We start from the raw sequence: 19,621 nt of genomic DNA, 5'->3' as shown, positions 1-19,621 counted from the left end.
ACCCGATGTCCACCCTGGAGATCCGCGACCTGCACGTCGACGTCGCCAACCCGGACGAGTCGGCCGAGCCGATCCACATCCTCGACGGCGTCGACCTCACCGTGAATTCCGGTGAGACGCACGCGATCATGGGCCCCAACGGGTCGGGCAAGTCGACGCTCTCGTATGCGATCGCCGGACATCCCAAGTACGAGGTCACCTCGGGCTCGATCACGCTCGACGGCGAGAACGTGCTGGAGATGAGCGTCGACGAGCGCGCCCGCGCCGGGCTGTTCCTGGCGATGCAGTACCCGGTCGAGGTGCCCGGCGTGTCGATGTCGAACTTCCTGCGCACCGCGGCGACCGCCGTGCGCGGCGAGGCCCCGAAGCTGCGGCACTGGGTCAAGGAGGTCAAGGGCGCGATGACCGATCTGGGCATCGAGCAGGCTTTCGCCGAGCGCTCGGTCAACGAGGGCTTCTCCGGCGGCGAGAAGAAGCGCCACGAGATCCTCCAGCTCGCCCTGCTGCACCCGAAGATCGCGATCCTCGACGAGACCGATTCGGGCCTGGACGTCGACGCGCTGCGCGTCGTCTCCGAGGGGGTCAACCGCTACCGCGACCAGGACAACGGCGGCGTGCTGCTGATCACCCACTACACCCGGATCCTGCGCTACATCAAGCCGGACTTCGTGCACGTCTTCGTCGGCGGCCGGATCGTCGAATCCGGCGGCCCGGAGTTGGCCGACGAGCTCGAGGCGTCCGGATACGAGCGCTTCACCGCCAAGGCGCAGGCATGACCGGTCCCGGCGACCACGGCTACGTCGAGACCACCGATGGTCTCGACGTGGCCGCCATCCGCGCGGACTTCCCGATCCTGGGACGGACCGTGCGGGACGGCAAGCCGCTGATCTACCTCGACTCCGGGGCGACCTCGCAGCGCCCGCTGCAGGTCCTGGACGCCGAGCGTCACTTCCTGACGACCTCCAACGCCGCCGTCCACCGCGGTGCGCATCAGTTGGCGGAGGAGGCGACCGATGCCTACGAGCACGCGCGGCAGGTCATCGCGGACTTCGTCGGTGTCGACACCGACGAGATCGTGTTCACCAAGAACGCGACCGAGAGCCTGAACCTGGTCACCCACGTGCTGGCGGACGACCGGTTCGACCGGGCGCTGCGGCCGGGCGACGAGATCGTCATCACCGAGCTCGAGCACCACGCCAATCTGGTGCCCTGGCAGGAACTCGCCCGGCGCACCGGCGCGGTCCTGCGCTGGTACGGGGTCACCGACGACGGGCGGATCGACCTCGACTCGCTCGAGCTGTCGCCGGCGACCCGGGTGCTCGCCTTCACCCACCAGTCCAATGTGACCGGTGCGGTCGCCCCGGTCGAGGAGTTGGTCCGGCGGGCGCGGGCGGTCGACGCGCTGGTCGTGCTCGACGCCTGCCAGTCGGTGCCGCACCAGCCGGTCGACTTCCGTGCGCTCGGCGTCGATTTCGCCGCCTTCTCCGGACACAAGATGCTCGGACCGTCCGGGGTCGGCGCGCTCTACGGGCGACGCGAGCTGCTCGCGGCGATGCCGCCCTTCCTGACCGGCGGTTCGATGATCGAGACCGTCACCATGGAGGCGACCACCTTCGCGGCGCCGCCGCAGCGGTTCGAGGCCGGCGTCCCGATGACCTCCCAGGTCGTCGGTCTCGGCGCGGCGGTCGAGTACCTCAACGCGATCGGCATGGACAAGGTCGACGCCCACGAACGCGCCCTGGTCGCCCGCGCCCTCGAGGTGCTCGGCGCGATCGACGGGGTGCGGATCATCGGCCCGACCGATACCGAGAACCGCGGTGGCGCACTGTCCTTCGTCGTGGACGGGATTCATGCCCACGATCTGGGGCAGGTGCTCGACGACGATGGCATCGCCATTCGGGTCGGCCATCACTGCGCGTGGCCGCTGCACCGCCGTTTCGGCGTCGCCGCCACCGCCCGGGCATCGTTTGCCGTCTACAACACCCTCGACGAGGTCGACGCTCTCGGCGCGTCGATCCAACGGGCACAACGTTTCTTCGGGGTGGTGCCCGCCGCGGGCGCCGGTTCGGGGAGCTGACCGTGCGTCTCGAACAGATGTACCAGGACGTGATCCTGGACCACTACAAGCATCCGCACGGCCGCGGTCTGCGCGATCCGTTCGACGCCGAGGTCCACCACGTCAATCCGACCTGTGGTGACGAGGTGACCCTGCGGGTGCACATCGTCGACGACGTCGTGGTCGACGTCTCGCACGACGGCCAGGGCTGCTCGATCAGCCAGGCCGCGACCTCGGTGCTGACCGACCAGGTGGTCGGGGTGAAGGTGCCGCGGGCGATGGAGATCGTCGACGCGTTCTCCGCGATGATCGGCGGCCGCGGCACGGTCGAACCGGACGAGGACGCGATCGGCGACGGCGTCGCCTTCGTCGGCGTCGCCCGCTATCCGGCCCGGGTCAAGTGTGCGCTGCTCGGTTGGATGGCCTTCAAGGACGCGGTGGTTCGCACCGTGGAAACGACCGCGGCGCGGGCCGCGGCCGGCAACGGACTTCCGACACCCGAACCCGAACACGTCGGCACAGCAACGTCCCCGGAGGCGAACCAGTGAGCGATATTCAGGACACCGAACAGAGCGCCGGCGCGGCGACCGACCTCGATCCGACATCCGCCGGTGCGGTCGGCGTGCAGACCCCGCAGGACGAGGTGCTGTTGGCCGATATCGAGGAGGCGATGCGCGACGTCGTCGATCCCGAACTCGGCATCAACGTCGTCGACCTCGGTCTGGTCTACGACATCGCGGTCGACGACACCGGTGCCGCGATCATCGACATGACGCTGACGTCGGCGGCCTGTCCGCTGACCGATGTGATCGAGGACCAGGCCCAGACCGCCGTGGTGCGCGGGGGAGTCTGCCCCGAACTGCGGATCAACTGGGTGTGGATGCCGCCGTGGGGACCGGACAAGATCACCGACGACGGTCGCGAACAGCTTCGTGCGCTCGGCTTCACCGTCTGAGCAAGCAGCCCGAGCACGCCGAATCGGGGGATAACATGGCTCCTGTGCACGGTAACGCGACCGTCGCCCCGTAAGCCTGCGTGATACCCGTCGGGAAGGCGGGTAATGTTCGACGGGCGATCGGCACCGTCGGACGGTGACGGTGCGCATCGCCGGCAGCAGGGGGACGCGTCGGCGTACTGCGCGAACGGGGGGTGATTCGTGTCTGTCGAGATCGATGGTGAAACGGCCGTGCCGACGACGGTGTTCGGGCGACCCACCTCGCCGACGGTGGACGCACAGCCGCCGGCCGACGAACACACCTTCCCGGTAACCGCCGCGCAGCAACATCTGATCACCGCGGCCCTCCTGCGGCCGGACGTCTCCCATGTCGTCGCGATGTACGTCGACATCGTCGGCGACCTGGACGTCTCTCGGTTGCAGCGCGCCGTCGCCGCGACCGGCCGCGAGATGGTCGTCCGTCGACTGCGGGTCGGATTCGTCGAAGATGCTCTGGTGCAGTGGATTGCACAGGACGATGAGGAGTCCGCCGACGGCGCGAGCGCCCTGCCGGTCATCGATCTGCGCGCATCGGAGGATCCGGTCGCCGCCGGTACGGCGTGGATGCACAGCGCCACCGCCGAGGCCGCCGACCCGCTCGACGATCCCGCCGCCAGCGATACCCTGCTGCGCGTCGGGGCCGATCGATGGTTCTGGTATTCCCGCTTCCAGGCCCACACCTTCGACGCGGCCGGTATGCGCACCCTGATCGAGCGCACCGCCGATCTCTACCGCGCCGACGGCTCCTTTCGCGCTCCGCAGCCGCCCGCGGTCGCGCGCACGCTCGTCGAGTCGGATCGCCGCTACCGGCAGTCCGAACGCTACGAGGTCGACAAGCGGTACTGGCTCGACGTGCTCGCGGGCAATCCGGACCCGACCTCGCTCAGCGCGGTGCGCGAGCCGGCGCGGACGCAGCCCCTGGTGATCGAACGCCCCCTGGTCTCCGAGACCCGCGCACGTCTCGACGTCCTCGCCCGCGACAGCGGGTCGACCGCCGCCGGCATCCTCACCGCGGCGATCGCCGCCTTCCTCGCGATGCGCTCCGGCCGGGAACGGGTGGTCGTCACCCTGCCGGTCACCGGTCGCACCGCGGTCGCCGCCCGCCGGGCGCCGGGGACGGTGGCCAATGTGCTGCCCGTCGCGATCGATGTCAGCCCGACCACCCGCGTCTCCGACCTGATGGAGACCGTCCGCGCGCGGATCACCGAAGCCTTGCGCCACCAGCAGTTCCGCCTCGAGGACCTCGAGGACGTCGCCTCGGATACCGGCATGCGCCGGACCCGCTGCCCGTCGCCCGGGCCCGCGATCAACCTGATGCTCTTCCCGTCGACCGTGTCGTTCGGCAGCGTTACCGGCGCGATCCGGGTGCTGTCGGAGGGGCCGGTCGAAGACCTGGCAATCGACGCGTGGACGACCGGTTCCGCTGAGATCGTCGTCGGGTTCCGGGCCAACCCGGCCCGATACGACCAGACCGATCTCGAGGCGCTGCACACCGCCTTCCTGGGATTCGTGGATCGATTTGTCACCGCGGAACCGGTGATGGCCGTCGGTGCGATCCCGGGGGTGGACACCGCCGATTGGGAGACCGGTATTCGGTCGCAGCGGGCCGTTCCGTTCTGGACCCAGCAGTACCTGGCGACGGCGCCGGCGCTCGATCTGCCGGTCGATACGCTCGAAGGCCCGCCGACCGTCTTCGACGTGCCCGCGCAGCTCGTGACCGGGCTGGCCCGCCGCGCGGCCGAATTCGAGACCGGCACATCGGTATTGGTCATGGCCGCGCTGCTGGGTGTGCTGCGGCGGTTCGGGATCACCGGGCCGGTTCCGGTGGGGCTGCCGGTCGACGGTTTCGTCCACGGCGCCGCCGACGAGGATGAACCGCAGGTGGTGGTCTTCCGACCGAATACCCCGCGCGATACGTCATTGGCCGACCTGGTGACCGCCTGTGATCGCCAGGTGCGCAATGTCTTCGAGTACGCGGGTACGCGCCCCACCGGAGCGATCGATACCGGCGCCCCGACCTACCGGGTGCTGTTGACCGCCGATCATGCGGTGGCGGCTCATCCCGACTTCCCGGGACTCGACATCGCCGTGACCTCCGCCACCGCCGACCTGGTGGTCACGCTGCGTGCGGCCGCCCCCGACGCACCGGATGCGGGGGAGTCGGGCACGGTGTCCTGGGTGGGCGGAGCGCGTCCGGCCGCCGCGCTGGCGACCGCGATCCCGGCGATGCTGCGAGCGATCGTCGACGAGCCGACCACGCTGATCTCGCAGGTCCCCGTGCTCGATCCGGCCCAGCGGGCGGACCTCACCGATGCCCCGGTCGCGCCGCGCCCGGTCGCCGGTCTGATCGATCTGTTCCATCGGGTGGTCGCCCTGACCCCGGAGGCGCCCGCGGTATCGGGGCCGGACGACGCTCTCGACTACCGCACCCTGTTCCGGCGGGCGAACCGGATGGCGCGCTTCCTGATTCGCCACGGTGTCGGGCCGGAGTCCGTCGTCGCGGTCCTGCTGCCCAGCGGGGCGCGCCGCATCGTGACCACGGTGGCGGTTTGCGAGGCGGGCGGCGCCTACCTGCCGTTGGAACCGGGCGCGGGCACGGCGGAGCTGGTGGAACTGATCAACCGGGTGCGCCCGGTGTGCATCGCGACCACCCGTCGATGGGCACGACACCTCGAGGACGTGCCGTTCCGGGTGATCGATCTCGACGATTGGGAGGTCACCCGGCGGATCGAGGTGCAGTCCGAGGACGCGATCCTGCCGGAGGAGCGCTACGGCGAGATCCGGGCCGAGAACACCGCCGTCGTGCTGCCGGGCCCCCCTGTCGCGGGGCGCCGGATGGCCACACCCATGAGTCACGGTGCGGTGGTGCGACTGCTCGCAGCGAGCGCCGATACCTGCGAGTTCCGGTCCGCCGACGTGTGGACGGTCGTGCGGCCGCCCTCGATGATTCCCACCGCCTGGGATATCTGGGGCGCTCTGGTACACGGCTCCCGGATCGCGGTGCCCGCGGCCTCGATCGCGGATGACCCGGCCGCGATCCAGGAGTTCCTGACCCGACAGAACACCACGGTGCTGTGCACCGCACCGCCGGTACTCGAACGGATCGGACTGGCGGAGCCGGACTCGCTGCGACTGGTTGTCGTCTCGGGACAGGTCGACGACCCGCGACGGATCCCATTGCCGCTCAACGGTTCCCACACCCCCGACCGGGTGCGCATCCTGCACCGCGCAGGCCCCGTCGAGTTGGCGCGACACGCTTTCCGTCGCGAGGCGGGCGCCGGGAACGGGGCCGGCTACTGCCCGGTGCCGGGTACGACGGCCTATATCCTCGACGAGCGCCTGGAGCCGGTCCCGGTAGGGGCGCCGGGGCGGCTCTACGTCGCGGGGGATCGGTTGCCACGCAACTATCTTCGGGCACCGCGCGCGACCGCGACCCGGCTGGTGGCCAACCCCTTCGCCGCGGCGGAGTCGGATGATGCCGGCGGTCGGCGCGACAATCGCATGCTGCGCACCGAGGCTCGGGCTCGCTGGGTGGCCCCCGGCCTGCTCGAGATCCTTCCCGCGGAGGATCGTCGGCGCGCGATGATCGCGTCGTGGTTGCGCCCCGATTCCGTTCCGATCGGTGGGATGGTCTCGCTCGGTGAGGATTCGGGCATCGATGTCGACCTGATCGACGGTGCTCTCGAAGCGGCGCCGCACGGCGTGTCGGACGCGTCGAGAGACGTGGGCTTCGACGGTGCGGCCGCCGTCGATGTGCCGGCGGGTTCGATGACGCCGGCGGGTGCGGGGGAGTCCGCCGAGCCGGCGATGTTCTCCCCGGTGGTTCTGCGTACCGAGCGGACGATCGCGACGGCCCTGGTCGGGCTGCCGGGCCTCGGCACACCGGATCGTGAGGTCGACCTGGTGGCGGTGGCGCCCGATTCGTTCACGCTGGTCATCGCCGCGCAGCGCATCTCCGGGGCACTCGCGTGCCGGCTGCGGCCGTCGGACATCCTCGATCATCCGACCCCGGGGACGCTTGCCGAGTATCTGGTGCGGACCGGGATCGTCGATTCCACCACGTCGGGCGATGAGTCGATCGATGGCGGCGTCCGGCCCACGCGGTCCGAGGTCTCGGTGGGGGAGACCGAACGGTCCGTGGGTGGCAGCGAGGACGTCGGGCAAGTTCCGGACGAGTCCGACGACGCCGAGGCGGACACGACCGAGGTGAGAGACGCGGCGGCGGTCGCCGCCGAGGACGCAGAAACCCTCGAAGCGAGTGACAGCGCGGCGGTCGCCCCCGAGGACTCGGCGGTCGATCTTGCTGCGGCCGAGGGCTCCTCCGAGGCGCAGGCCGTCGAAGCCGTTGCTGTCGAAGTCGTCGTTGTCGGAGCCGCAGTTGTCGAGGTGGCGGAGGTCGATTCCGATTCGGTTGAGCCGATGGACGGTGAGGGCGCGCTCCCGTCGGTCGCCGCCATGGCTTCGGGCGAGTCCGATTCCACCACCGAAGCGCCCCCTGTCCCCGAGCTTTCCGACGCCGAGCTTTCCGACGCCGAGCTTTCCGACGTGGAGGCTTCCGACGTGGAGGCTTCCGACACGGAGCCGGTCGAAGGCGAGGACCGAGCTGCTGTCGGCATCGCGGCGGTCGTCGGGATCGGCACGGTCGGTGCGGCGGACGCCGCACTATCGGCCGACGGTATCGAGGAACTCGCGTCCGCCGGCGATATCCCGGAGGCGCAGGAGACATCGGATGGCGATGCCGCCGTACTCTTTTCGGAGGGTGCCGCCGAGCCGGCCGTCGCCGAATCGACCGGCCACCGGTCGGCCGGCGCCGATTCGACCCTTACCGATTCCGCCCTGTCGATCCCGGAAGACGACCCGGACGATGCCGCCCTGGAGTTGTCGACCGAACGCGCTCTGGCGGCGTTGGCCGAGTCGGCGGCGATCGATGCCGAGTCGCCGCTGGAGGTCTCGACGCAGCCGGCCACGGTGCTGGTGCACCCCGGTGACGGCGTCACCACCCCGCTGGTGATCGTCGGCTCACCGGACGACTTCGCCGATCTGCTCACCTTCCTCACCGACGCGGTCCCGGTCATCGCCGTACCGGACGTCGCCGCCGCCCCCCATACCGATATCACCGACACCGCCGCACCGGCAGGCGCCGCGGTGGCTGTCGCCCGCTACGTGGAGGCGCTGCGCGAGGACTACCCGACCGGCGCCTTCCGCCTCCTGGGGACCGGCGCCGCGGGGGCCGCCGCCCTCGGGGTTGCGGCCGCGCTGGCCGAGATCAACCGGACCGTCACCGACATCGTGTTGATCGATCCCGACCCGATCGAGGACGCCGGCGCGGCGCCGACCATCGACGGATCGCTGATCTACATCACGATCCTCGGCGGCGGACCCTTCGACCCGGAGCGCTCGGCGTCGATGTGGCGTCCCGTGGTCCTCGGCCCGATCATCGACCACCGGATCGACCTCGAGCCCGTCGCCGACGATCGCGGATCCCGCGACGCCACCGCGACCAATGCGCGCGGCGCCGGGGCCGCCGAATCCGACGGCGCTCGGCCGGTATCCGAGGTCATGCCCGCATCCGCAGCCCTACCCGTATCCGCTGCCCTACCCGAGTCCTCGGCTCCAGATCGGTCTGCGGCTTTGCCCGAGTCCGCGTGGCGGGCGATCGCGCACATCATCGGCAAGACCGACCCGGCCCGCTAGCTCCCGCCCGGGAGCCCGCCGCGCGCGAGCCCCCGGCGTGACGGCGCCCGGCCCGGGAGCCGGGCCCGACAGCCCGCCGGCGCGGCTCAGCTGCCGGTGGAGGCGCGGCGGGGAGAGTCCTTGTCCCGAGCGGCGGCGACACTGCGTTCGAGGGCGGCGACCAGGTCGACCACCTCGGCGTCGTGCTCCTGCTCCTCGGGTTCCGGTGCGGTGACCTTCTCGCCACCGTTGGCGATCATCTCGTCGAGCAGTTTGCGCAACTCGATCTGGTAGTCGTCGGTGTACTCGGACGGATCGAAGTCGCCGGACATCGAATCGACGAGGGTCTCGGCCATCGCCAATTCCTTGGGGCGCGGCTCGGACGCCCCGTCGAGGATCTCGAACCGCGCTTCGCGCACCTCGTCCGGCCACAGCAGGGTCTGGATGACCAGCAGATCGTTGTGGACGCGCAGCGCCGCCAAGCGGGTCTTCTGCCGCAGGGTGAAGTGCACCAGTGCGGTCCGATCGGTGCCCTTCAACGTTTCCCTCAGCAGTACATAGGCTTTCGGGTTCGCCGAGTCGGGCTCGAGGTAGTAGGACCGGTCGTAGAGGATCGGATCGATCTGATCGGATGGTACGAACTCCAACACCGGGATCTCGTGCTTCTCGGCGGCGGGCAGGGTATTGAGGTCGTCGTCGCTCAGGACGATGCGCCGACCGTCCGGGGACTCGTACGCCTTGTCGATGTCCGCGAACGGCACGATCTCACCGCAGATCGTGCACCGCCGGTCGTACTTGATCCGACCGGAATCGGCCGCGTGGACCTGATTGAACTTCACGTCGTGGTCGTCGGTGGCGGAGTAGACCTTCACCGGCACGTTCACCAGTCCGAAGGCGATCGAACCTTTCCAAATCGAGCGCATATGTCACAGTATGCGCCGGCGATCCGCGGCCGTGCGCGGAGCGGACCGATTGACCGACTCCGCCGGCGACACCGAAGCCGACCGGCACCTCGGCGCCGCCGACCGGCCGAGGCTCAGGGGCCGGTGCGGGGCGGCTCGCCGGATAGGACGCCGCGCACCAGACGCGGACGCAGGTCCGGACCGACGCGGGCGAAGACGGCTGCCATCGCGGCGGCCACCCGCCCGGGATGCCGTCGGTCGCTGAGGAAGTCGCGCTGCCGTGCGACCGGCATCGCGAAGAACGCCCCGAAGAACTTCTGCATCCGGGCGGTATCGAGGTCCTCGAGAACGGTCGCCGCCCGCGCGAGCGTCCCATGGATGAGTCGGGCCCGCCACGGCCACAGGGCACGCACCGGATCGTGGCCCGTCGCGATCGCCCGGGCAACGGCCTCGGCCTCCCGCAGACCGGCCGCCACGCTGTACCCGGTCGCCGGATGACCGAGCCCTCCGCGCGCACCGAACGCCACCGCGATATCGGACCGCCACGGACGCTCGTCCGCCGAGACCATCGCGAAACGCACCGTCTCGGTGGCGATCACCTCGGTGGAGTCACCGCTCTCCGGTGCGGCGCTGTCGGGTCCGGTGCGATCCGGCTCGACACCGACGGCCTGCAGGCGTCGCCGAAGCCGCACCCGCAAGCGATCGATACCCGGACCGGGGCGGCCGATCAAGCAGGTCTCCTCCAGCAGCACGCGGTCGCCCGGCAGCGGCACCGCGTAGAGGAACGATGGCGGCTCGCCGGGTCGTTCGTCACCGGAGGACCGCCAGTCCATCAACACCGCGTCGGCGCCGCCGAGGACCGCTGCGGCGACATCGCGGGCGACGACCACCCCGAAGGCGGTCTGCAGGGGGAGCGGGCGACCGGAATCGGACGAGATCGGCAGGCCGCGCGCGTCGAGCACCCGCGTCGCACGCACCGATCGACCGGTGTCGAGATCGACCCGGATACCCCCGGCCGGCTCGGGGTGCAGGTGGTCGGCCGAGCCGGTGATCACGGTGACCGCGTCGAGCGCCAACGCCTCGCGCAGTGCGGCGTTGTCGAGCACGACATAACCGCGGTCGACGGTGATCGTCGCCGCATCGGTGCGCACCACCGGGGCGTCGACGCCGCGGCCGATCACGTCGGTCGGCAGCCAGGACGGCAGTTCGTCCCGCCAGCACGCGTAGGTGGCGCGCCAGGGGCGAGCCGGGTTGGGGTCGATCGCCACCACCCGCAGGCCGCGGCGGGCGCAGCAATAGGCCAGCGCCCGCCCCGCGGGACCGAGTCCGAGCACCGCGACATCGAACTCGGGCCCCGTGCGGACATCGGACTCCGCGGCGGTATCGACCTCGGGAGCTGCGGGGGCATCGAATCGGGGCACCGGGAGCGTGGGGTCGGTCATCGCGGCGACGCCGTCCGTGAACGACGCGGCCGACGCTCCACCCGTGCGGGTCGAACCGACCGCCGCCGATCCGACCGGCTCAGATGGTGCCCGTCGCGAGCAGGCCACCGTCGATGCGAATCGTCTCGCCGGTGATCCAGGACGCTCCGTCGGAGACCAGGAAGGCGACCAACGACGCGATGTCCTGCGGCTGCCCGAAGCGGCGCAACGGGTACTGCCGCTCGACCTGATCCTGCGCCGCGGAGACCAGCGCCTCCGCGAATTTGGTCTGGACGACCGCCGGAGCGACCGCGTTGACGCGGATCTTCGGGCCCAGCTGCCAGGCGAGCTCCTCGGTCAGCCGGATCAGCGCGGCCTTGGAGGCGCCGTAGGCGGCGATGACCCCGGTGGAGCGCAGGCCGGCGACGCTGGCCAGATTGACCACCGCACCCCCGTGCTCACCCATCCACGCCCGGTACGCCTCCTGGACGTAGGCGAGCGCCGCGACGACGTTGATCTCGAAGAGCTTGGTGACCGCACCGAGGTCGGCGTCCATCAACGACCCATAGGTCGGATTGATGCCGGTGTTGTTGACCAGGATGTCCAGTGAACCGAATTCCTCGACCGTGCGGCGGACCTGCTCGGCGCGCGCCTCCGCATCGCCGGCGTTGCCCGCGACGGCCAGGACCCGTCCCTCGAATCCGACGCCGATCTCCGCGGCCGCCTCGGCCAGGGGCTCGGGCTTGCGGGCGGTGATCGTCACCCGCGCTCCACGTTCGAGCAGTTCGCGTGCGATGGCCAGGCCGATCCCGCGGCTCGCGCCGGTGACCAGCGCCGTGCGGCCCTTCAAGTCTTCACTGACGGTCATGCTCTGCACACTAGCTCGAGCCGGCGAACCGATCGGACGATCGGTTCATGTCGGGTCGGTTGCGTCCCGGGGCGGCTCGCCCGGCGTGCGGCGGTGAGCGGAGACCACCGGATCGGACGGAGGCGAACTGCACCCCGTAGAATGGCCAGGTTGGCCTTCCGAGGCCGGGACCCACCACTCGTTGGTCAACGGGTGGTCCACAACAAGCCGAGGAGATTCGTCGCCGCTGTGATCACCGCGACCGACCTCGAAGTTCGTGCCGGAGTCCGGACTCTGCTGACCTCTCCGGGCAGTGCCCTGCGCGTGCAGCCGGGGGACCGCATCGGCCTGGTCGGTCGCAACGGCGCCGGCAAGACGACCACCCTGCGCATCCTGGCCGGCGAGGGCGAGCCCTACGCGGGCACGATCATCCGCAGCGGCGAGGTGGGCTATTTGCCGCAGGACCCGCGCGAGGGCGACCTGAATGTGCTGGCCTCCGACCGCGTGTTGTCCGCCCGCGGCCTCGACACGCTGCTGCGCGAGCTGGAGAAGCAGCAGACGCTGATGGCCGAGCTGGTCGATCCGCGCGAGCGCGACAAGGCGATCGCGAAGTACGGCCGACTGGAGGAGCGCTTCTCGGCGCTCGGCGGGTACGTCGCCGAGAGTGACGCCGCCCGGATCTGCCACAGCCTCGGACTTCCGGATCGTGTTCTGGCGCAACAGCTGCGCACCCTGTCCGGTGGCCAGCGACGCCGCGTCGAACTCGCGCGCATCCTGTTCGCCGCCTCGGACGGGTCCGGCGGCCCCTCGCAGACCACCCTGCTGCTCGACGAGCCGACCAACCACCTCGACGCCGACTCGATCACCTGGTTGCGCGGCTTCCTGCAGGGACACGACGGTGGCCTGGTGGTCATCAGCCACGACGTCGAGTTGCTCGCCGACGTGGTCAACCGGGTCTGGTTCCTCGACGCCGTGCGCGGTGAGGCCGACGTCTACAACATGACCTGGAAGCGCTACCTCGACGCGCGTGCCACCGACGAGCAGCGCCGTCGCCGCGAGCGCGCCAACGCCGAGAAGAAGGCCGGTGCGCTCAAGGCGCAGGCCGCCAAGCTCGGCGCCAAGGCGACCAAGGCGACCGCGGCGCAGAACATGGTCCGGCGGGCCGAGCGGCTGCTCTCCGAGGTCGACGATGTGCGGGTGGCCGACCGGGTCGCCCATATCCGTTTCCCGGCGCCCGCCCCCTGCGGCAAGACCCCGCTGATGGCGAGCAACCTGACCAAGGTCTACGGATCGCTCGAGATCTTCACCGGCGTCGACCTGGCGATCGACCGCGGATCGCGCGTCGTGGTGCTCGGCCTCAACGGCGCCGGCAAGACGACCCTGCTGCGGCTGCTCGCCGGGGTGGAGAAGCCGGATGCCGGGGCGCTCGAGCCGGGCCACGGCCTGCGCGTCGGCTACTTCGCCCAGGAGCACGACACCCTCGACAACAACGCCTCGGTCTGGGAGAACATCCGGCACGCGGCACCGGACGCGGGGGAGCAGGACCTGCGGGGTCTGCTCGGCGCGTTCATGTTCTCCGGGCCGCAGCTCGAACAGCCGGCCGGAACGCTCTCCGGCGGTGAGAAGACCCGATTGGCGTTGGCCGGTTTGGTGTCGTCGGCGGCCAATGTTCTGCTGCTCGACGAGCCGACCAATAACCTCGATCCGATCTCGCGCGAGCAGGTCCTCGATGCGCTGCGCAGCTACACCGGTGCGGTCGTTCTGGTGACCCACGACCCGGGCGCGGCCGAGGCCCTCGACCCGGAGCGGGTCATCCTGCTGCCCGACGGCACCGAGGATCACTGGTCGCAGGACTACCTCGAACTGATCCAGCTGGCCTGAGCCGGCGGACCGTCCGGTCTGCCGGATCGGCCCATCCGCGGCTCGGTCGGCATCGCGAAACGCTTATCCCGCAACGATTTCGACACGGAACGGTCACAGCCGACGGTCGTGGCCCAATCGTTGTTTTCGTGCGTTGTGACGGCTCCGGCCGATCGCATACGGTCGTTTCGATCGACAACGGCCAGGAGGATTTTCAGGTGGACGAACTGTCCGAGCTGCCCAAGGGTGGACGCATCACCGGCACATCTCGCACCGAATTGGCCGGACTGCTCAAGGACAGGTACGCCGCCGGCGAGAGCATCCGCAGCCTCGCCCAGACCACCGGTCGTTCGTACGGCTTCATCCACACCCTGCTCGCCGAATCGCAGGTGCCGCTGCGCGGCCGCGGCGGCCCCAACCGCCGGCGCAAGACCGGCTCCTAGCACCCCCCGCCGCCGGACCCGGCCGGGCCCGGCGGCAGTCGGCTCGCTGGATGTGATGTCGAGCTAGAGAACGACGCGGCGGTCGATCGCGCTCTCGCCCCAGCTGCGACCCAGGGCGAACCGGACGATCCTGCCGTCCTCGAAGCGTGCCCCGGCCTGGCCGAGATGGCGTTCGCCGTCGTCGTCGGTGAATCGGATGCGCCAGAGGACCTCGTCACCGGCGAACTGACGCCGGGTCATGTCGACCTCGATGTGCTGGGCCAGCTGATCGGCGATGAAGCTGCGCAGCGCCTCGCCGTCCGCGGTAAAGGAGCGGGCGGGGAACGGCTCGGCCGAGGTGACGGCGCACTCGTCCGCGAAGAAGCCGAGCACCGCATCGGAATCCTTCTCGCGCCAGGCCTGCTCGAATGCCAGGGCGATGACGAAGTCGTCCGCGGTCTCCGAGCCGTCGGCGATCAGGCCGGACAGGAAGGCGGGGTCGCGGTTCATCTTCGACACCGTCCCCAACTGGCGGGACCGCTCGGAGCGGGACTTCTCGATGATCCGCACCGTGATCGGCCGGTACTTTCCGCTGACGAGGTCACCCCGCTCGAGCATGCGGTCGATCTTCTCGATGAAGTGCAGCTCCTGGTACAGAGACAGGTTTCCGGCGAGCTCGTTGCGCCGATCGGTGATCTCGTTGATCGTCTTCGGTTCGGTCGGGCGGGCCTGCGGATTGATCTGGATCACCCAGATCTCGTCGGGCTCCGATGCCAGCAGATCGCGCACCGGCGGATTCTGGGAGAACAGTCCGTCCCAGTAGAGGCCGTCGTCGACCTTGACCGACTTGAAGAGGTTCGGAATCGCCGCGGACGCGAGCACGGCGTCGACGGTGATCTCACCCTTGCGGCTGTCGAACGCCTTGAAGACGCCGGACATCACCTCGACCGCTCCGAGAACCAGCAGCGGCCGGTCGGGGTCCGAGGTGTCGGAGTCGGTGACCTCGGGATCGGGGACATTGAGGCGGTCGAAGTCCGCCCACTTCTCGAGCATCTCGCGCAACTGCTTCATGCCGTAGTCCGCCGCGGGGTTCATGTACGGGCTGACCTGCGGCGTGGCGACGTAGTTCGACATCAGCCCGGCCCACAGCACCCACCAGTTGAGGAACCGCTCGGGCAGCGAGGACGCCGAGTTGTCCGCCCAGAAGCCTTCGAGGAGTTCCTGCGCCTTCTCCGGCTTGCCGTCGACGAGCGCCGCCCACCCCAGCAGGGCACAGATCGCGCCACCGGACGTACCGCTCAGACCCACGATCTTGTACTTGTCGGTGACATCGGGAGCCAGGAGCCGGCCGAGAACCCCTGCTGTGAACGCCGTATGGCTGCCGCCGCCCTGGCAGGCGATCGCCACCCGGATCGGTTCGGCTTGTTCGGTCACCGGTACTCCTCATGATCTGCCCGCTGAACGGGTCTGCCCGACTGGCCGTTTCACCACCGTCCGCCCGTATCGGGGCAGGACGGGTCGCCATTGTGGAATGACGCAGTTGCCATTGTCGTGGAATGAGGGTGGGCAGGGCGAGACACGTGATGTGCGTCATGCCCGAAGATCAGCGGTGCGCGGCCGCCCGTTCGTCCGCCGTCGTCCGGTCGTCCGGGGTGCGATGGCGCCGCACCGACTCCTCGACCAGATCGAGTACGGCCGAGAGGTTGTCGACACCCAGTCCGGACGCGATGCGGGTGACCAGGCCGTCCATGACCAGGTCGAGATAGCCGAGGAGCACCACGGTCGGGATGTCGTCGCGCAGCCGACCGAGCTTGCGTTGCTGCTCGAGGCGCGCTTCGGTGGCCGCGGCCAGATCGGCGGACCGTGCCGCCCAGCCCGCCCGGAACTCCGGGTCGGTGCGCAGGCGTCGGGCGATCTCCAGACGGGTACCGAGCCAATCGAATTGGGTGGGATCCGCGAGCAGGTTGCGCATCACCTGGACGAGGCCCTGTTCGGCCGCGACGTCCGCCATGCGGGCGGCGTCCTCGTGGGCGAGCGCCAGGAACAGCGCGTCCTTGTCCTTGTAGTGATGGAAGATCGCCCCCCGCGAGAGGCCGGTCTCCTGTTCGATCCGTCGGACGGTCGCACCGTCGTATCCGAACTCGGCGAAACAGCGTCGTGCGCCGTCGAGAATCTGTTGACGGCGGGCCGCCAGGTGATCATCACTGACCTTGGGCATCTGTCATCCACCTGACTTCGGTCATCCACCCGACCACGGCCGATGGCGCCCCCACCCGAAGGGGCGGCGCCACCGGCCGGAAGGCGGCTATCAGCCGGCGATCATGTGCCGCAGCACGTACTGCAGGATGCCACCGTTGCGGTAGTAGTCCGCCTCACCGGGCGTATCGATGCGCACCACGGCGTCGAACTCGACGACGGTGCCGTCACCCTTGGTGGCGGTGACCTTCACCGTGCTCGGGGTCTTGCCGTTGTTGAGCTCCTCGATACCGGTGATGTCGAAGACCTCGGTGCCGTCCAGGCCGAGCGAACCCGCGGATTCGCCGGCCGGGAACTGCAGCGGGATGACACCCATACCGATCAGGTTCGACCGGTGGATGCGCTCGAACGACTCGGTGATGACCGCGCGCACGCCCAGCAGGCTGGTGCCCTTGGCCGCCCAGTCGCGCGAGGAGCCGGAGCCGTACTCCTTGCCGCCCAGCACGACCAGCGGAATCCCCGCGGCCTGGTAGTTCTGCGAGGCGTCGTAGATGAACGCCTGCGGGCCGTCCTCCTGCGTGAAGTCGCGGGTGTAGCCGCCGGAGACGTCGTCGAGCAGCTGGTTGCGCAGCCGGATGTTCGCGAAGGTGCCGCGGATCATCACCTCGTGGTTACCGCGCCGCGAGCCCAGGGAGTTGTAGTCCTTGCGCTCGACGCCGTGCGAGTCGAGGTACTGCGCGGCCGGGGTACCCGGCTTGATCGGACCGGCCGGGCTGATGTGGTCGGTGGTCACCGAGTCACCCAGCAGCGCGAGCACCCGCGCGCCGTGGATATCGGTCACCGGCGACGGCTCCATCTGCATGCCGTCGAAGTACGGCGCCTTGCGGACGTAGGTCGAGTTGTCGTCCCACTCGAAGGTGTCGCCCTCGGGGGTGTCGAGGTTCTGCCACCGCTCGTCACCGTCGAAGACCGTGGCGTAGGACTTGCGGAACATGTCCTCGCTGATCGCGGTCTTGATCGTGTCGTCGATCTCCTGCGCCGACGGCCAGATGTCCTTGAGGAAGACGTCGTTGCCGTCCTGGTCCTGACCCAGCGGATCGACCGAGAAGTCGAAGTCCATCGTGCCGGCGAGCGCGTACGCGATCACCAGGGGCGGGGACGCCAGGTAGTTCATCTTGACGTCGGGGGAGATGCGACCCTCGAAGTTGCGGTTGCCGGACAGGACGGCGGTGACCGTCAGGTCCTGCTCGTTGATCGCCTTGGAGATCTCCTCCGGCAGCGGTCCGGTGTTGCCGATGCAGGTGGTGCAGCCGTAGCCGCCGAGGTAGAAGCCCAACTTCTCGAGGTACGGCCACAGGCCGGCCTTCTCGTAGTAGTCGGAGACCACCTGCGAGCCGGGCGCCATATTCGTCTTGACCCACGGCTTGGACGACAGGCCCTTGTTGACCGCGTTGCGGGCGAGCAGGCCGGCGCCGAGCATGACCGACGGGTTGGAGGTGTTGGTGCAGGAGGTGATGCCCGCGACCGCGACCGCGCCGTGGTCGAGGATGAACTCGCCGCGCTCCTCGGAGGTCACCCGCACCGGGCGGCTCGGACGACCCTCGCACCCCTTGGCGGCGGACTGCACGTCGATCGCGTCGTCCTCGGCGAACGACAGCGTCGCCGGATCGCTGGCCGGGAAGGACTCGTCGAGCACCTCGTCGAGCTTGGTCTCCGGCGTCGGGATCTGATCCTCGACGTAGTTGTGGATGTCCTTGCGGAAGGCGATCTTCGACTCGGACAGCAGGATGCGGTCCTGCGGACGCTTCGGGCCGGCGATCGACGGCACCACGGTGCCCAGATCGAGTTCGAGGTACTCGGAGTACTCGGGCTCGTGGTCCGGGTTGTGCCACATGCCCTGTTCCTTGGCATAGGCCTCGACCAGGGCGAGCTGCTCGGGGGCGCGGCCGGTGAACCGCAGGTAGTTGATCGTCTCGGCGTCGATCGGGAAGATCGCGGCGGTCGAGCCGAACTCGGGGCTCATATTCCCCAGGGTGGCGCGGTTGGCCAGCGGCACCTCGGCGACGCCCTTGCCGTAGAACTCGACGAACTTGCCGACCACGCCGTGCTTGCGCAGCATGTCGGTGACGGTCAGCACGACGTCGGTGGCGGTGACGCCGGGCTGGATCTCGCCGGTGAGCTTGAAACCGACCACGCGCGGGATCAGCATCGAGACCGGCTGGCCCAGCATGGCCGCCTCGGCCTCGATACCGCCGACGCCCCAGCCGAGCACGCCCAGGCCGTTGACCATCGTGGTGTGCGAGTCGGTACCCACACAGGTGTCCGGGTAGGCCTGACCGTTGCGCACCATGGTGACGGGCGCGAGGTACTCGATGTTGACCTGGTGGACGATGCCCATGCCGGGCGGGACGACCTTGAAGTCGTCGAATGCGGTCTGGCCCCAGCGCAGGAACTGGTAGCGCTCGCCGTTGCGCTCGTATTCGAGGTCGACGTTGCGCTCGAGGGCGTCGGCGCGACCGAAGACGTCGAGGATCACCGAATGGTCGATGACCATGTCGGCCGGGGAGAGCGGGTTGACCTTGTTCGGGTCACCGCCGAGGGTGGCGACCGCTTCGCGCATGGTGGCGAGGTCGACCACGCAGGGGACGCCGGTGAAGTCCTGCATGATCACGCGGGCGGGCGTGAACTGGATCTCGATCGACGGCTCGGCCGAAGGCTCCCACTCGGCCAGGGCACGTACGTGCTCGGTCGTGATATTCGCGCCGTCCTCGGTGCGCAGCAGATTCTCCGCCAGCACCTTCAGCGAGTAGGGCAGCTTCTCGAGGCCGGGCACCGCGGACAGGCGAAAGACCTCGTACGAGTTCTCGCCCACCTGCAGGGTGCCCTTGGCACCGAACGAATCGATTGATGCGGTCACGTCAACTCCACTCGTCTTCTCGTTAACCATCGACGGGGCTGCGTCGATGGACGTTAAGGAGGCTCTCGACGGCGTGGCCCGCGTGGTTGACGTGCTCGACCCGCGAACGGGGGGCTCCGCCAACCGGCAGGGTTTCTTCGTCGAATCCCTCGCTACTTTAACAGTACGCTTGTCCTGTGAAGTGTGCGGGTCGCAACGCCGAGTTCACCCGCCCCAATCCTTGCCTGTCGAGCGCCTCGCCACAAAGGCAGAGCGCGATTCGGCGCGTCAATTCGGTCGGTCGAGCATGCGTCCGGGTCGTTCGGGCATGCCTCGCGGCCGTTTAGCGCCCCG

13 protein-coding genes are annotated in these 19,621 nt (G+C 69.5%); 7 read left to right on the top strand and 6 right to left on the bottom strand.

Going from position 1 to position 19,621, the window contains the following annotated elements:
* Window positions 1–5 precede the first annotated feature (5 nt).
* The 5 genes from sufC to MB1_RS03330 all read left to right on the top strand — a co-directional run bounded on the left by sufC (window position 6) and on the right by MB1_RS03330 (window position 8,744).
* Window positions 6–776 carry a Fe-S cluster assembly ATPase SufC gene (sufC, locus tag MB1_RS03350; protein WP_066903683.1) on the top strand — a complete coding sequence of 257 codons (771 nt, stop codon included), beginning with the start codon at window positions 6–8 and terminating at the stop codon, window positions 774–776.
* Window positions 773–2,077 (top strand): cysteine desulfurase, encoded by a 1,305-nt coding sequence (locus MB1_RS03345; protein WP_066903681.1) that lies wholly within the window; start codon window positions 773–775, stop codon window positions 2,075–2,077. Before sufC ends, MB1_RS03345 begins: the two co-directional genes overlap by 4 nt.
* Window positions 2,078–2,079: 2 nt before the next feature.
* Window positions 2,080–2,604, top strand: a complete 525-nt coding sequence (sufU, locus tag MB1_RS03340) for a Fe-S cluster assembly sulfur transfer protein SufU (RefSeq protein WP_066903679.1) — start codon at window positions 2,080–2,082, stop codon at window positions 2,602–2,604.
* A gap of 74 nt (window positions 2,605–2,678) precedes the next feature.
* A complete protein-coding gene (locus tag MB1_RS03335) occupies window positions 2,679–3,011 on the top strand; it encodes a metal-sulfur cluster assembly factor (protein ID WP_066904161.1) in 333 nt (110 codons plus the stop codon).
* 231 nt (window positions 3,012–3,242) lie between these two features.
* Complete coding sequence (locus MB1_RS03330) at window positions 3,243–8,744, top strand: AMP-binding protein (RefSeq protein ID WP_066903677.1); 5,502 nt, start codon at window positions 3,243–3,245, stop codon at window positions 8,742–8,744.
* A gap of 86 nt (window positions 8,745–8,830) precedes the next feature.
* Here the strand turns inward: MB1_RS03330 and ku are convergent, their stop codons facing one another.
* The 3 genes from ku to MB1_RS03315 form a co-directional block, all read right to left on the bottom strand.
* A complete protein-coding gene (ku, locus tag MB1_RS03325; protein ID WP_066903675.1) occupies window positions 8,831–9,646 on the bottom strand; it encodes a non-homologous end joining protein Ku in 816 nt (271 codons plus the stop codon).
* A gap of 113 nt (window positions 9,647–9,759) precedes the next feature.
* Window positions 9,760–11,067: a lycopene cyclase family protein gene (locus MB1_RS03320; RefSeq protein ID WP_084350880.1), complete on the bottom strand. Its 1,308-nt coding sequence runs from the start codon at window positions 11,065–11,067 to the stop codon at window positions 9,760–9,762.
* 79 nt (window positions 11,068–11,146) lie between these two features.
* Complete coding sequence (locus MB1_RS03315; protein ID WP_066903671.1) at window positions 11,147–11,914, bottom strand: SDR family oxidoreductase; 768 nt, start codon at window positions 11,912–11,914, stop codon at window positions 11,147–11,149.
* Window positions 11,915–12,142: 228 nt separating this feature from the next.
* Between MB1_RS03315 and MB1_RS03310 the strand changes: the two genes are divergently transcribed.
* Together MB1_RS03310 and MB1_RS03305 are read left to right on the top strand one after the other, a co-directional pair.
* The gene (locus tag MB1_RS03310) at window positions 12,143–13,774 is read left to right on the top strand and encodes an ABC-F family ATP-binding cassette domain-containing protein (protein WP_066903669.1); all 1,632 of its coding nucleotides are present in this window, start codon (window positions 12,143–12,145) and stop codon (window positions 13,772–13,774) included.
* A gap of 197 nt (window positions 13,775–13,971) precedes the next feature.
* The gene (locus tag MB1_RS03305; RefSeq protein WP_218000180.1) at window positions 13,972–14,196 is read left to right on the top strand and encodes a helix-turn-helix domain-containing protein; all 225 of its coding nucleotides are present in this window, start codon (window positions 13,972–13,974) and stop codon (window positions 14,194–14,196) included.
* A 63-nt stretch (window positions 14,197–14,259) separates the two neighbouring features.
* Here MB1_RS03305 and MB1_RS03300 read toward each other — a convergent pair whose 3' ends face one another.
* From MB1_RS03300 to MB1_RS03290, 3 genes are all read right to left on the bottom strand, one after another.
* Entirely contained in the window at window positions 14,260–15,609 is a 1,350-nt protein-coding gene (locus MB1_RS03300) for a patatin-like phospholipase family protein (RefSeq protein WP_066903667.1), read from the bottom strand.
* A 169-nt stretch (window positions 15,610–15,778) separates the two neighbouring features.
* A complete protein-coding gene (locus MB1_RS03295) occupies window positions 15,779–16,393 on the bottom strand; it encodes a TetR/AcrR family transcriptional regulator (protein ID WP_066903665.1) in 615 nt (204 codons plus the stop codon).
* 90 nt (window positions 16,394–16,483) lie between these two features.
* Window positions 16,484–19,288 (bottom strand): aconitate hydratase, encoded by a 2,805-nt coding sequence (locus MB1_RS03290; RefSeq protein ID WP_066903663.1) that lies wholly within the window; start codon window positions 19,286–19,288, stop codon window positions 16,484–16,486.
* Window positions 19,289–19,621: the final 333 nt, after the last annotated feature.

It is taken from the genome of Millisia brevis NBRC 105863 (assembly GCF_001552615.1).
Classification (GTDB): Bacteria; Actinomycetota; Actinomycetes; order Mycobacteriales; family Mycobacteriaceae; genus Millisia; species Millisia brevis.
Note: the sequence above shows the minus strand (reverse complement) of the source record. Positions and strands in the feature narration are given on the sequence as shown.